This window comes from Yoonia sp., assembly GCF_046292185.1.
In the GTDB taxonomy this organism is placed as follows: domain Bacteria; phylum Pseudomonadota; class Alphaproteobacteria; order Rhodobacterales; family Rhodobacteraceae; genus Yoonia.
In genome coordinates, this window is the sequence record NZ_JBKBQY010000105.1 from 1 (window position 1) to 11,483 (window position 11,483).

The following is an 11,483-nucleotide window of genomic DNA, read 5'->3' on the forward strand; positions in this document are numbered from 1 at the left end:
TCGGGCAGGCTGACACCTGCCAGCCCTTCCATCATATCGCCGAAGACGGTGCCGATGGCGCAGCCGCTGGTGCGGGTCTTCTTGCGCAACTTGTCCTCATAGGTGGTCTGCGAAGCGGTCCGCACGACCACGGTTTCCAGCTCTTCATCATAATCGATGCCGGTGATCCGGTCATCGTCGCGCAGCATCCCCTGATTGCGCAGAAAGCCCAGTGCGAGATATTGGGGATAATCGCCGATCGTCATCGCGGTGACGATTTCCTGTGCATTCAAGTAGATCGTCAGGGGGCGTTCCTCGACCACCCGCAGGTCGGTTTTGCGGCCATGCTGGTCGGTGCCGGTGACTGCGCGCGTCAGTCTTTGCGCGCCGGGTTCAGGGGCGATCAGATAGGATGAAAGGTCGTTAAGCAGTGCCAATTGTCATTCCCCATGCGCCCGGTTAAGTCTGTCGCGACACATACAAGCTAGGCCAAAGACATGACAAGTTCCACTGTCAAAGCACCTGCCAGATCCGCCTATTGGGCGGGGGTGCGCGATGGCACGCCCTTCATTTTGATGGCGGTGCCCTTTGCGACGGTGTTCGGCGTCGTGGCCACCGATGCGGGGCTGACCATCGCGCAGGCGATGGGATTTTCCGTATTGGTCATCGCGGGGGCCGCGCAATTCGCCGCCGTGCAGATGATGATGGAAAACGCTGGCATCGCCTTTGTCCTGCTGGCCGCCTTGGCAGTCAATCTGCGGATGGCGATGTATTCGGCATCGCTTGTACCTTATCTGGGACCGGCGCCGTTATGGAAACGCGCATTGGTGGCCTATCTGAATTTCGACCAGACCTATATCACCTCCATCACCCGCTATGAGGGCCGCCCGGAGATGAGCGTGGCTGAGCGCGTTGCCTATTTCTTTGGCGTGGCGACACCGATCACACCCTTGTGGATCATCATGACACTGGTGGGTATCCTCGCGGGGTCGGCGATCCCGGAGGCCTGGGCGCTCGATTTCATCGTGCCGATCATGTTTCTGGCGATGGTGTCGCCGATGCTGAAATCACCGGCCCATGTGGCGGCGGCGGCCGTGTCGGTGGTTGTCGCGCTTGCGCTGTCGGGTTTGCCATCCGGCACCGGGCTGTTGATCGCGGCAGGCGCGGCGATGGTGACGGGGGCCGTGATGGAAACCTGGATCGAAGGGCGCCAAGCATGACCTATAGCGCGGCAGAAATCTGGCTGATCATCGCGCTGTTGGGCGCGGGCACCTTCCTGATCCGGTTTTCGTTTCTGGGGCTGATCGGGGATCGGCAGATGCCGACGCTTGTCCTCAAGCTGTTACGCTTCACGCCGGTGGCGGTGCTGCCGGGCATGGTGGCACCGCTGGTGCTGTGGCCCGCCGCGACGGAAGGTGTGCCGGACCCCGCGCGGATGATCGCCGCGATCATCACCGTCGGCGTCGGTATCCGGACGCGCAGCGCGATCTGGGGGATCGGGGCGGGGATCAGCACGTTTTATCTGGCCCTGTGGATTGCGGCTAGTCTATAGCGGCCAGCTCTGCCGCTATTCTTGCGGCAGCGACGGATTTGTCGTCAGGGTCGTCTTCGCGGTATTCGCGGGTTTCAACGCCGGGCAGTTTCGCGAAATCATCCGACACGTTGTTGGGTCCCCATGATTGGCGGACACGTTCAAAGCCCGGCAATTGGCGCAGCAGCCGTGATGTGGCGCGCGCGCAATGCGCCTGCGGCACCGGGCCATTGGCCAGCGCGAGCATCAGCGCCTGCTCCGCGACTTCAGGTGCGACGGACACCTTTTGCGCGACGACATGATAGGTGACGCGGGCGTGGTAGCTGATGTAGAATCGTTCCAGTTCAGGGGTCACGCCAAACAGCACATCATTGCGTTCGGGCATCCGCGTCTGCACGAAAGACCCGGCAGGGTCAAAGATCACCCGCTGACTGGCGTTGATCAGCAGCGCCGTATGCGCGCCATTGCCAGAGCCGTTGTTTTTCATCGTGAACAGCGTCAGATAGCTGTTGTCAGGGTCGCGGAACATCGCGCGCGCCACGACATCATCAGGTGCCCACACCTCTTGTGCGGCGCAGCCGGCAAGGGTCAGCGGCAGGCCGATCAGGAATAAACGACGATCCAACGGCAAAGATCAGGCGCCGACAAGGGCGAGAAAGATCAGCAGCACGACGATGATCACCACGGCTTTGATCGACAGGCTGACAAAACCGTTAAAGGTCTTTTCCTGTTCGGTGATATCCATTTTACCGGGCTCGTGATCGGCCATCGTCGGCTCCTTGCATGTCTGATTTGCGCCCCGTTTAGCCGATTTGTCCGGGGCTGTCACGCGGTCAGGTGGTCACATCCGGCCTATAATGGCAGCGCCGTGGTATCCTTGATTTCCTCCATCACGAAACTGGCCGAAATGTCAGAAACGGAAATCAGCGCGATCAGCCGTTTATAGAACACGTCATAGGCTGGCATATCCGCGACCCTGACCCGCAGCACATAATCCAGATCACCCGTCATGCGATAGGCACCGACGACCTCTGGCAGGCTGCGCAGGGCGGTCTGGAACTTTTCCATCCAGCTGTGGTCATGCGCGTTGGTGCGGATCAGCACCATCACCATCAGCGGCAGCCCGACCCTGGCGGGGTCGAGCAGGGCGACACGCGCAGTGATCACCCCTGATTGTTCCAGCGCCTTGATCCGTCGCCAGCAGGCGTTGCGCGACAGATGCACCGACGCGCTGATATCGTCCACCGACAGGCTGGCGTCTTTCTGCAGCAAATTCAGGATACGGCGGTCTGTTTCGTCCAATTTTTCATTCATATGTTGGATATTATCCCAAGAAAATTATGATTGACAAGCGGATTTGGGACCGGGTTCGAAGCAAATTGCGCTAGTGTTGGCATAACACCAACACCAGAGGTTTCCATGTCCGACACAGCCCGGCACACGACCCGCAGCAATCTTGTCGCCACGATCTTTCTGGACCACCCGGCCAGCGTGAACGAATCCTATTTCGCGCATATGCGCTTTGCTTTCGGCTTTGCCTTCTGGCTAGGTGTCGCGTCGCTCGCGGCCTTGGTCCATGCCCTGATCCCGGCCTTGTGTGAAACCACGGCCAGCCGCATCCTCAAGCGGTTGCACGCCCGGATCATGAGCCGCCACTGATGTGCCGCATTGCCGCCTATACCGGCCCGGCGATTCCGCTGGAAATCATCATCGTGCGCCCGCGCCATTCGCTGCTGACCCAAAGCCAACACGCGAACGAGGCCAAGCTGGCGGTGAACGGCGACGGATTCGGGATCAGTTGGTATGGTCCGGACGAAAACCCCGGCCTTTACCGTGACGTGTTGCCCGCCTGGGCCGACGACAACCTGACGAATCTGTGCCGCATGGTTCGGTCGCATCTGTTCATCGCACATATCCGCGCCTCGACCGTGGGCGAGACGAGCCGCACGAATTGCCATCCTTTCGCGCTGGGCCGATGGTCGTTCTGCCATAACGGTCAGATCCCGCATTTCGGACTGATCAAGCGACGGATGACGGCGGCGCTGCCCGACGCCTTGTTCGACGCAAGGCGCGGTACGACGGATAGCGAGATGATCTTTCTGACGATGCAGGCGCATGGGCTGGACAGTGACCCGGCTGCGGCGATCGCGGCCACATTGCGCGATATCGGACCGCAAGGCGACGATGGCCCGGTCAAGCTGACTTGTGTGTTTTCAGACGGTCGGACGCTCTATGCGTTCCGGCATGCATCGACAGGGGCAAGCCCGACCTTGTATCTGTCCGGCCTGCTGGACAATGGCGGGCGGGCAATCGCATCCGAACCGCTCTGCGGCGTCACCGAACGCTGGACCGCCTTGCCCTGCAATGTGTTGTGCCGCATTTCAGTAGACGGCCTGCAAACCGAAGATATCGGCTGGCGCGCCCCGGCACCCGCCGTGGTGTGAGCGTGTCAGGCTGCAGCACTGAATACCCAGGCACCGTCATCGCGCAGATCGCGGGTCGCGCGGCCTGTCTGGTGCAGATGGTTCAGATGCGCCACAGCCTCGACCAGCGCCAGCCCGTATTCAGCGGGACCGATGCTGCGCTTGAACAAGGGCGCGAAACATTCGCCCGCCGTGCGTGGTGTGCTCAGATGCGCCAGCAGCCGGTCCAGCGCATTGTGGTGGTTGTCAATCATCTGCTGCAGCCGTAGCGGCAGACCCCGGAACGGCAGTTTATGCCCGCCAAGGACAAGCTGATCGTCACGCGCGAAGGGCTGGAACCTTTGACAGCTTGCCATCCAGTCGCCCACCGGATCGGCATCGGGCTCGGTCGGATATACACCCAGATTGGCGCTGATCGACGGCAGCAACTGATCCCCGCCAAGCACCACAGCATCGTCGCGCGACCAGAATGTCGCGTGTTCCGGCGCATGGCCATTTCCCATGCGGATATTCCATGTCCGCCCGGCGATGTGGATGGTCTGACCCTCTTGCAGGCGCTGAAATCCCAACGGCAGGGGGGCCACGCAATCGGCAAAGTTGAAAGGCCGTTCCGCCTTGCGCCGTGCCAGCTCGTCCGGGGCCATGCCCGCGCGTTTATAAAAGGTGATCGTTTCGGGCGTGGGCCGGTCCTGCACATCAAGCGTCAGCATCCGCGCCATCAGCCACCCTGTGCGCGGCATATGCAATGTGGCACCTTGCGCGATGAACCAGCCTGCCAGCCCAACGTGATCGGGGTGGTGATGGGTCACGATCACGCGGGTGACGGGCTTGCCCCGCAACGGCCCATTCAGCAGATCCTGCCAGAGCGCGCGGGTCCCGGCGCTGGCAAAGCCGGTGTCGATGATCGTCCAGCCATCGCCGTCATCCAGCGCATAGACATTCACATGATCCAGCGCCATCGGCAGCGGCAGGCGCATCCAGAGAATGCCGTCCGCGACCTCGATCGCTTGGCCGGGCAAGGGTGGGTCGGGGTAGGGATACCTGATCCCCGCAACACCATCAGGCATCAGGCCGCTGCCAGATCGTCAGCCGTGATCGCCACCAGATCGGCGGCACCTTCGCGCGTATGGGCCAGAAGGGCCGCATGTTCCGGCAACATCCGCCTGATATAGAAGGTGGCAAGCCGCAGACGCCCGGCATCGCCTGCGACAGCACTTGCCAGATGCGCATGCCCGCCCAGAACCCGCGCAAAGGCGCGCAAATACGGCACCGCACCGGCGAAACGGTCGTTCAGATCCTGCTGGCTAATCAGCCATTCGGTGGTCTCGCGCAGGGTTTCGGCTGCTTCCCAGACGGCATGGGCCAGATCGGGATGGGTTGCCTTTGCACCTTCGGCGCCGCGCACGATATCATCCAGCAGGCGGAACGCGGCCTCCCCATCATCCATCAGCTTGCGCGCGACAAGGTCCATCGCCTGAATACCGTTGGTGCCTTCGTAGATCGTGCTGACGCGCACATCGCGGACAAATTGGGCGGCGCCGGTTTCCTCGATAAAGCCCATGCCGCCATGGACCTGCACGCCTGTATTCGTCGCCTCGACCCCCACATCGGTGCCAAAGGCCTTGGTGATCGGCGTCAGAAATGCCGCACGCGCGTTCCATGTCGCATCGCCCGTGGCGGTGGCCATGTCGATGGCCACCGCATTCATCAGCGCAATCGCGCGGGCGGCATAGATATCGGCGCGCATGGTGGTCAGCATCCGGCGCACATCGGCATGCTCGATAATGGCACCCGTGCCGCCGGCCCGGCCCTGTTTGCGGTCCTGCGCATAGGCAAGCGCATGTTGCAGCGCGCGTTCTGCCGCGCCGATCCCCTGCACGCCGACACCCAGACGGGCGTTGTTCATCATGGTGAACATCGCGGCCATGCCGCCATGTTCCGGCCCGATCAGCCAGCCCTTGGCACCGGAATATTCCATCACGGCCGTGGGCGAGCCGTGCAGGCCCATCTTATGTTCCAGACTGACCACCCGCAGATCGTTCGTTTCACCTAGATTGCCATCGGCATCGGGGATGATCTTGGGGACCATGAACAGGCTGATGCCCTTGGTGCCGGGTTTGCCATCGGGCAGGCGGGCCAGAACCAGATGACAGACGTTGTCGGTAAAATCATTGTCGGCCCAGGAAATATAGATTTTCTGACCGGTGATCGCATAGGTGCCATCGCCATTGGGTTCGGCCTTGGTGCGCAAGGCACCGACATCGGACCCGGCCTGCGGTTCGGTCAGGTTCATCGTGCCGGACCAATCGCCGGCGATCAGTCTTGGCAGATAGACGGATTTGATCTCGTCCGATGCATGATGCTCCAGCGCCTCGATCTGGCCTTGGGACATCAGCGGGTTCAGTTGCAGCGCCAGACAGGCGGCAGACATCATTTCATTCACCGTGGTGGTCAGCGTCATCGGCAGGCCCAGCCCGCCGTTTTCCGCCCGCGCCGACATGCCGATCCAACCGCCATCGGCAATTGCGCGATACCCGTCAGTGAAACCGGGCGGGGTGCGCACCACGCCGTTTTCCAAATGCGCGGGATGCTTGTCGCCCGCGTGGTTCAGGGGTGCGAGGATGTCTTCGCACATTTTCGCGGCCTCAGTCAGGATCGCGTTGGTCATATCGGGCGTGGCTTCGGCAAAAAGATCAGTGGCTGCGACTTCGCTGAACCCGACGACATGATCCAGAAGGAACTGAAAATCACTGACCGGGGCACGATAGGGCATCTGAAAACTCCACTTCAACAGGCTGCTTGGCAATGAAGGATGTCATGGCTATGCAGGTTGCTTATGACAAGGTTAGCAAGACCGCGTCACCCTTCAAACCTGAACGCCACGTCATGAACAAGCAAACGCTCCTCCTTTTGAAACCGGACCAGCCCGGCCTGACCCGCGCCGCTGATATTCTGGCGCAGGGTGGGCTTGTGTCCTTTCCGACAGAGACAGTCTATGGCCTTGGGGCCGATGCGCGCAATGATCATGCTGTCGCAGGGATTTTCGCGGCGAAAGGACGCCCGAGCTTCAATCCGCTGATCGTGCATGTTGGCAGTCTCGCCGCAGCGCAGGCGATCTGCGATTTCAACGGTGACGCGCGACATTTGGCCGCGGCGTTCTGGCCTGGCGCGTTGACGTTGGTGTTGCCGCTGCGGGCGGATGCGGGGATATCACGGTTGGTCACGGCGGGACTGAATTCCGTCGCGGTGCGTGTGCCGGATCATCCGGTGGCGGCTGCCTTGCTGGCGGCGTTCGGTGGGCCGGTGGCGGCACCTTCGGCCAACCCATCGGGCCGCATTAGCCCCACGATTGCGGCCCATGTCAGCGCCGGTTTGGGCGACCGGATTGATGCGCTGGTCGATGGCGGCCCTTGTGCGGTGGGGCTGGAATCCACCATCGTATCCTGCCTGGGCACACCCACGCTGCTGCGTGCCGGCGGCATCCCGGCAGAGGCGATTGCCGCCTGCCTCGGCCAGCCTTTGGCCACAGCGGAAAACCCTGATGCGCCAACATCACCGGGGCAATTGCTGTCGCATTACGCGCCAAAAGGGCAGGTGCGTCTGAACGCGAACGACCGCAAACGGGGCGAGGTGCTGCTGGGTTTCGGCCCGGTAGAAGGCGACCTGACCCTGTCAGCTACCGGTGACTTGACCGAGGCGGCGGCACGTCTATTCGAAAGGCTGCATCAGTTGGATACGATGGGTGCGACGCAGATCGCCATCGCCCCGATTCCTGATCACGGGCTGGGGCGGGCGATCAATGACCGGCTGCGGCGGGCGGCTGCACCGCGATAGCGCCACACCTAGGGCGCAAGCTCTGCCCTGACCTCACCCAAAAGCGCCATGCCCCCAAGCCTGCCCAATTCGTCCGAACATTTCGCCCCCGCGCCGCACCCGGCGGTTGCAACCGCGACGCGCGCGGACAACGGGCCGATGCAGGGCAGGCCCGCGCCGGTGAAGGTGGTCATGCAAGGGACGTGGCGACGCTCTGCGAAAGCAAGCGCGGGAATACGCGCAAGGATCTGCTGTTCAAGGATATCGGCCACGGATTCGGACCCACCCGAACGGAACCAGCCTCTGATATCCGCCTCGCCCTCAAGCGGGATATCCACCGGATCGCCGCCCAGTTTCAGCCATGTCTGGCCACCCGGATAGGGGACCGGCGGCAGGATATAAGGCGTCTCGCCTCTTGGTCCAAAGCACCGCAGTGACGGCATGCCGGACAGGCGCTGCACCTCTGCCGCATCCAGACGGAAGAGGGCGACCGTGCGGGCATAAACCCTATGCCCCAGCGACTGGCCCAACAGGGATTGCGTATGGCCGCCCGCCGCCACCAGAACACGCTCTGCCGTGATATCGCCGGTATCCGTGCGGATCGTCACGCCTGTCGCGGTTTCCGAAACCCCCGATGCGGTCGCATTGATGATCCGCGCGCCACCGCGTTCGGCCGCGATGGTTTGCGCGCGGACCAGTCGGCGCGGGCTGATATATCCGGCATTGCGCGGCTCGAAATATCCTTTCGTGCCAGCAGGGAAGCGCAGATAGGGAAACCTTTCGGCAAGGCCCGCATCGTCATGGGCTTCACATGGTATGGCCTGTTCTGCCGCGACCCTGCCGGTGGCGAGGATATCGGGGTGGTCGGCAGGGCCGAAATGCAACGCGCCGACCTCGGTATAGAAATCCACGCCGCTTTGTGCCGCGATGTCGCCATAGCGCGCGATCGCGGCGCGGCTGACCTCGGCCCAGAACGGGTGCTGATCAAGGCTCCGGGTGATCCGGCCTTCGTCGAAATGGCTGCCGAAAACGCCGTCATGCTGTGCGAATTCCGCAGGCTCATCCGGCCCGATCAACGCCACCTCATGCCCCATACCGCATAGATGGCGGGCAGCCGCCGCACCAAGCAGCCCACGCCCGATCACCGCTAGTTTCATCTATCTGTAAACTTTCGTAAAAACAGCATTCAGGAATCAGACTGCCTGACCAAAGGCCCGGCGGCAAGCCCCGCCCTAGGCGCGTTCCAAGATGACCGAGCCGACAGAATACCCCGCCCCGAAGGAACAGATCAGACCCATGTCGCCCGACACCAGATCATCGGAATGCTGCGCAAAGGCGATGATCGACCCCGCCGATGACGTATTGGCGTAATCCTGCAGGATATTGGGTTGCTCGGACGGGTCAGGCACGCGGCCCAGCACCTTGCGCCCGATATAATCATTCATCGTCTTGTTGGCCTGATGCAGCCAAAGGCGGCGCAGATCACCGGCCACCACGCCCGAGGCTGCCATATGATCGGCGATATGCTGGCTGACCAATGGCAGCACCTCTTTGAACACCTTGCGCCCGTTTTGCATGAATTGCATGTCGCGGCGGTCGTCCATCGCATCATGGGTGCGGCGCAGATAGCCGTTGTTGTTGCGGATATTATTGCTGAACTGCGTCGCGCAGCGAGTCGAGATCACCTTGAACCGGGGCTTGTCCAGCCCCTCGTCCCGTTCCAGCAGAGTCGCGGTCGCCACATCGCCAAAGATGAAATGACAATCCCGGTCGCGCCATTCCAGATGGGCGCTGCAAATCTCGGGGTTGATGATCAGCGCGCGGCGGATCGATCCGGCACGGATCATATCCACGGCGGTCTGGAGTCCGAAGGTCGCGCTGGAACAGGCGACATTCATGTCGAAGGCAAAGCCGCCCGCACCCAGAAGCTGCTGGATTTCCACACCAACCGCCGGATAGGCGCGTTCCATATTGGATGCCGCACAGATCACCAAATCGACATCCGCCGCATCCACGCCCGCCGCCGCCAGCGCCTTTTGCGCCGCATCGACACCGATCTCGGCCATGTAGCCGGGCGCATCATCGGGACGCTGGGGCAGGCGGGGGAACATGCGGGCCGGGTCCATCAGTCCGGATTTGTTCAGCACATAGCGCTGTTCGATCCCGGACGCGGCAAGGATGAAATCGGAGGAGGAATGCGGCTTCGCCGCAACCTCACCCGTCGCTATGGCATCGGCATTTTCAGCATTCCACAGATCCGCATGGGCGTTGAAGGCCGCGACCAATTCGTCATTGGTGATAACCTCGGACGGGGTAAAGACCCCGGTTCCGGTGATGGCGACGTCATGCATGTGGGACCCCCGTAAAGCGTGGCCTACCCTAGGTCAGGGCAGGCCGCGATGTCCACCGGGACGCGGCGTCTGATCACCCCTGCAACGACCGCACCCCGATATCCCCCTCTTCGCGCGCCTGCATGGCCAGCACGGCGGCGTGGCTGGCGGCGGCGGTGGTGAAATAGGGGATCTTGTCATAGAGCGCCACGGCGCGGATATCGCGGCTGTCCTCGACCGCTTGCGACCCTTCGGTGGTGTTGAAGACCAGCGCGATATGGCCGTCTTTCAGGCGGTCGACGATGGTCAGCCCGCCCTCATAGACTTTGTTCACGATTTCGCAATCTATCTGGTGTTCAGTCAGCCAGGCGGCGGTGCCGCGCGTCGCCACGATATTGAAACCCAGCGAGAGGAGGATTTTACCCGCTTCAACCATATCCGCTGTCTTGTCCTCATCCCGGATCGAAATGAACACGGTGCCGTCATGCGGCAGGTTGGTGCCCGCGCCCATCTGCGCCTTGAGGAAGGCACGGGGGAAGGACCGGTCCCAGCCCATGACCTCACCCGTTGATCGCATTTCCGGGCCAAGGATCGTATCGACGCCGGGGAACCGGGCAAAGGGCAGCACGGCTTCTTTCACCGAAAACCACGGCGTGTTGGGGTCGGCCAGCGTGAAGGCATCGCCCAAGGGCAGGACATCCATCGGGTTTTCCGTCACCGGATAAGGCGCGCGATGCGGGAAGTTGGACAAAGGTTCGCCCGCCATCAGCCGTGCGGCGATAGACGCGATGGCGCTGTCGGTGGCTTTTGCGACGAAAGGCACGGTGCGTGATGCGCGGGGGTTTACCTCGATCAGATAAACCTCTTCATTCTTGACGGCGAACTGGATGTTCATCAGCCCGACCACATGCAGCGCCTTGGCCAGTTTTTCGGTCTGGACGCGGATTTCGGCAATCATCGCGGCGGACAGCGAATAGGGCGGCAGGGAACAGGCGCTGTCACCGGAATGCACGCCGGCCTCTTCGATATGTTGCATGATGCCCGCGACATGTGTGGCAGTGCCGTCGGACAGGCAGTCCACATCCACCTCGACCGCGCCCGACAGATAGCTGTCCAGCAATACGGGGCTGTCGCCGGACACGACCACCGCGTCAGAGATATAGCGTTCCAACTGTGCCTGATCGCGCACAATTTCCATCGCGCGGCCCCCCAGCACATAGGACGGGCGGATCACGAGCGGGAAACCGATATCCTGCGCAATCGCAAAAGCCTCGGCATCGGAATGGGCGATGCCGTTGACGGGCTGTTTCAGGCCCAGTTTCTGCACAAGCTGCTGGAAACGTTCGCGGTCTTCTGCCAAGTCAATCGCGTCAGGCGTCGTGCCGAGGATCGGGATGCCCGCATCAT

14 protein-coding genes are annotated in these 11,483 nt (G+C 62.0%); 5 read left to right on the forward strand and 9 right to left on the reverse strand.

From position 1 onward, the window contains the following. On the reverse strand, window positions 1-416 hold a 416-nt coding region (locus ACK4TM_RS15205; RefSeq protein ID WP_409702775.1), incomplete at its 3' end, for a formate dehydrogenase accessory sulfurtransferase FdhD. 60 nt (window positions 417-476) lie between these two features. Here ACK4TM_RS15205 and ACK4TM_RS15210 point away from each other — a divergent pair. Together ACK4TM_RS15210 and ACK4TM_RS15215 are read left to right on the forward strand one after the other, a co-directional pair. Beyond that, window positions 477-1,199 carry an AzlC family ABC transporter permease gene (locus ACK4TM_RS15210; protein WP_409702777.1) on the forward strand — a complete coding sequence of 241 codons (723 nt, stop codon included), beginning with the start codon at window positions 477-479 and terminating at the stop codon, window positions 1,197-1,199. Beyond that, the gene (locus ACK4TM_RS15215; protein ID WP_409702779.1) at window positions 1,196-1,531 is read left to right on the forward strand and encodes an AzlD domain-containing protein; all 336 of its coding nucleotides are present in this window, start codon (window positions 1,196-1,198) and stop codon (window positions 1,529-1,531) included. The genes ACK4TM_RS15210 and ACK4TM_RS15215 overlap by 4 nt, the downstream gene beginning before the upstream one ends. Here the strand turns inward: ACK4TM_RS15215 and ACK4TM_RS15220 are convergent. The 3 genes from ACK4TM_RS15220 to ACK4TM_RS15230 all read right to left on the reverse strand — a co-directional run bounded on the left by ACK4TM_RS15220 (window position 1,521) and on the right by ACK4TM_RS15230 (window position 2,824). Further along, window positions 1,521-2,135, reverse strand: coding sequence for a hypothetical protein (locus tag ACK4TM_RS15220; RefSeq protein ID WP_409702780.1), 615 nt, complete (start codon window positions 2,133-2,135; stop codon window positions 1,521-1,523). The two genes, ACK4TM_RS15215 and ACK4TM_RS15220, sit on opposite strands and share 11 nt — an antisense overlap. A 9-nt stretch (window positions 2,136-2,144) precedes the next feature. After that, window positions 2,145-2,279, reverse strand: coding sequence for an aa3-type cytochrome c oxidase subunit IV (locus tag ACK4TM_RS15225; protein WP_409702782.1), 135 nt, complete (start codon window positions 2,277-2,279; stop codon window positions 2,145-2,147). A gap of 83 nt (window positions 2,280-2,362) precedes the next feature. Continuing rightward, on the reverse strand, window positions 2,363-2,824 hold the full coding sequence (locus ACK4TM_RS15230) for an Lrp/AsnC family transcriptional regulator (protein WP_409702784.1): 462 nt from the start codon (window positions 2,822-2,824) through the stop codon (window positions 2,363-2,365). Between the two features lie 105 nt (window positions 2,825-2,929). Here ACK4TM_RS15230 and ACK4TM_RS15235 point away from each other — a divergent pair, with 105 nt between their 5' ends. Next, on the forward strand, window positions 2,930-3,169 hold the full coding sequence (locus tag ACK4TM_RS15235) for a DUF6356 family protein (protein WP_409702786.1): 240 nt from the start codon (window positions 2,930-2,932) through the stop codon (window positions 3,167-3,169). Beyond that, on the forward strand, window positions 3,169-3,954 hold the full coding sequence (locus ACK4TM_RS15240) for a class II glutamine amidotransferase (protein ID WP_409702788.1): 786 nt from the start codon (window positions 3,169-3,171) through the stop codon (window positions 3,952-3,954). The genes ACK4TM_RS15235 and ACK4TM_RS15240 overlap by 1 nt, the downstream gene beginning before the upstream one ends. A gap of 5 nt (window positions 3,955-3,959) precedes the next feature. Here the strand turns inward: ACK4TM_RS15240 and ACK4TM_RS15245 are convergent, their stop codons facing one another. Together ACK4TM_RS15245 and ACK4TM_RS15250 are read right to left on the reverse strand one after the other, a co-directional pair. Continuing rightward, entirely contained in the window at window positions 3,960-5,000 is a 1,041-nt protein-coding gene (locus ACK4TM_RS15245) for an MBL fold metallo-hydrolase (protein WP_409702790.1), read from the reverse strand. Beyond that, window positions 5,000-6,706, reverse strand: coding sequence for an acyl-CoA dehydrogenase (locus tag ACK4TM_RS15250; protein WP_409702792.1), 1,707 nt, complete (start codon window positions 6,704-6,706; stop codon window positions 5,000-5,002). Before ACK4TM_RS15250 ends, ACK4TM_RS15245 begins: the two co-directional genes overlap by 1 nt. Before the next feature lie 113 nt (window positions 6,707-6,819). Here ACK4TM_RS15250 and ACK4TM_RS15255 point away from each other — a divergent pair, with 113 nt between their 5' ends. Continuing rightward, entirely contained in the window at window positions 6,820-7,767 is a 948-nt protein-coding gene (locus ACK4TM_RS15255; protein ID WP_409702800.1) for an L-threonylcarbamoyladenylate synthase, read from the forward strand. Window positions 7,768-7,775: 8 nt separating this feature from the next. On the opposite strand, the gene ACK4TM_RS15260 is transcribed toward ACK4TM_RS15255, so the two are convergent. From ACK4TM_RS15260 to ACK4TM_RS15270, 3 genes are all read right to left on the reverse strand, one after another. Next, entirely contained in the window at window positions 7,776-8,903 is a 1,128-nt protein-coding gene (locus ACK4TM_RS15260) for an NAD(P)/FAD-dependent oxidoreductase (protein WP_409702794.1), read from the reverse strand. A gap of 75 nt (window positions 8,904-8,978) precedes the next feature. Further along, window positions 8,979-10,097: a beta-ketoacyl-ACP synthase III gene (locus ACK4TM_RS15265; protein ID WP_409702796.1), complete on the reverse strand. Its 1,119-nt coding sequence runs from the start codon at window positions 10,095-10,097 to the stop codon at window positions 8,979-8,981. Between the two features lie 73 nt (window positions 10,098-10,170). Beyond that, window positions 10,171-11,483 (reverse strand): ATP-grasp domain-containing protein (locus ACK4TM_RS15270; RefSeq protein WP_409702798.1); only part of this gene is annotated, 1,313 nt, incomplete at its 5' end.

What these genes read in the sequence shown, in the direction of transcription:
- ACK4TM_RS15210 (WP_409702777.1), top strand. Translation starts at nt 477, where the DNA reads ATGACAAGTTCCACTGTCAAAGCACCTGCCAGATCCGCCTATTGGGCG.
- ACK4TM_RS15215 (WP_409702779.1), top strand. Translation starts at nt 1,196, where the DNA reads ATGACCTATAGCGCGGCAGAAATCTGGCTGATCATCGCGCTGTTGGGC.
- ACK4TM_RS15225 (WP_409702782.1), bottom strand. Translation starts at nt 2,279, where the DNA reads ATGGCCGATCACGAGCCCGGTAAAATGGATATCACCGAACAGGAAAAG.
- ACK4TM_RS15230 (WP_409702784.1), bottom strand. Translation starts at nt 2,824, where the DNA reads ATGAATGAAAAATTGGACGAAACAGACCGCCGTATCCTGAATTTGCTG.
- ACK4TM_RS15235 (WP_409702786.1), top strand. Translation starts at nt 2,930, where the DNA reads ATGTCCGACACAGCCCGGCACACGACCCGCAGCAATCTTGTCGCCACG.
- ACK4TM_RS15240 (WP_409702788.1), top strand. Translation starts at nt 3,169, where the DNA reads ATGTGCCGCATTGCCGCCTATACCGGCCCGGCGATTCCGCTGGAAATC.
- ACK4TM_RS15245 (WP_409702790.1), bottom strand. Translation starts at nt 5,000, where the DNA reads ATGCCTGATGGTGTTGCGGGGATCAGGTATCCCTACCCCGACCCACCC.
- ACK4TM_RS15250 (WP_409702792.1), bottom strand. Translation starts at nt 6,706, where the DNA reads ATGCCCTATCGTGCCCCGGTCAGTGATTTTCAGTTCCTTCTGGATCAT.
- ACK4TM_RS15255 (WP_409702800.1), top strand. Translation starts at nt 6,820, where the DNA reads ATGAACAAGCAAACGCTCCTCCTTTTGAAACCGGACCAGCCCGGCCTG.
- ACK4TM_RS15260 (WP_409702794.1), bottom strand. Translation starts at nt 8,903, where the DNA reads ATGAAACTAGCGGTGATCGGGCGTGGGCTGCTTGGTGCGGCGGCTGCC.
- ACK4TM_RS15265 (WP_409702796.1), bottom strand. Translation starts at nt 10,097, where the DNA reads ATGCATGACGTCGCCATCACCGGAACCGGGGTCTTTACCCCGTCCGAG.